Annotated in this window: 1 protein-coding gene; it reads right to left on the bottom strand. The window is 73.6% G+C overall.

Annotation, left to right across the window (positions count from 1 at the left end; translation table 11 throughout):
- Nucleotides 1-58: 58 nt before the first annotated feature.
- Nucleotides 59-979, bottom strand: coding sequence for a universal stress protein (locus ACWGJ2_RS40500; protein ID WP_453351428.1), 921 nt, complete (start codon nt 977-979; stop codon nt 59-61).
- Between the last annotated feature and the right edge of the window lie 290 nt (nt 980-1,269).

The raw sequence follows: 1,269 nt of genomic DNA, 5'->3' as shown, positions 1-1,269 counted from the left end.
GAGCCGACGGTGGTGACCGGAGCCGACGAAGGCGGCGGGCCACACGTCTCAGCCCGGCTCAGCCCTCCGGGACCAGGACCACCGGGCAGTGCGAGTGGTGCAGCAGCGCGTGGGTGACGGGCCCCAGCTGGAGGCCCAGCCGGTGCCGTGCCCTGCGCACCCCCAGCACCACGACATCGGCCTCCCGGCTCTCCTCGACGAGGACACCCCCGGCGGGACCGCAGCGGGGCGCCGTACGGACGGGAACGTCGGGGTACTTCGCGCGCAGCGCCGCGACGGCGTTCGCGGGTACTGCCGCCGCCTCCTCGGCCGCCCGTTCCACCGCCTCCTGACGCAGGTTCGTGGTGGTCGGCTGCGCGGCGTCGTAGGAGGCCGGGTACTGCCAGGCATGGAGCACGCACAGGCTCGCCCCGCGCCGCCCGGCCTCCTCGAACCCGAAGGCCAGCGTGTCGAGTCCTGAACCGGGTTCGACCCCCAACAGCACCGTCCCCCTGGAGTACTCGGGCCGCTCTCCCACGACCATCAGGGGCGTCTCGCAGTGCGCGGCGACCCGCAGGCTCACCGATCCCAGCAAAAGACCGGCGAAGCCCCCGTACCCCCGTGTGCCCACCACCGTCAGGGAAGCGGTGGAACCGCAGCGCACCAGGGCCTCGGCGGCCGACTCGGAGGTCACGGAGGGGATCACGGCCAGTCCCGGCGCACGCGTGCGTGCCCGCTCGGCCGCCTGGTCCAGATGCCGACGCGTCACGTGGTAGAGCGAGTTCTGGCTCTCGGGTACGTCCTTCGCCTGTTCGTCGGTGTGCCGGGGCCAGGGCCAGCCGCACAGGATCTCCAGGGACGTGTGCCTGCGCGCGGCCTCCTCGGCCGCACGCTCCAAGGCGAGTTCGGCGTGGGGGGAGCCGTCGAAGCCGACGACCACCCGCCCGTGGAGGGACGGTGTCTCCGAAGGACTCGTACGGTCCGGGCGTGTGGGTTCCATGAGTCTCCTCCAGTGGTCTTGTGGTCGCTTCTCCGCTGGTGGTCCGGTGCCGGAGGACCTGTCACGGACCGGGACGACGGACGTCCACCCGAGGGGCCGGGCCCATCCGCAGTCTCCGCTCCGGCACCGGGGCAGGACAGGGACACAAGGGGGCGGGGGCGGGGCCGTTCGGCCCCCCCCCCCCCCCGGAACCGCCCCCTACACCGCGACGGCGCGGCTGACCCCTCCCACCGGAACCCCTCAGGTGGGCCCTGCGCTCAGCGCAACCATCGGAGGGCACGGACGAGCGG

This window comes from Streptomyces sp. NPDC054796 (genome assembly GCF_053611545.1).
The sequence above is the reverse complement of the archived record's forward strand: the minus strand, read 5'-3'. Positions and strand labels throughout refer to the sequence as shown.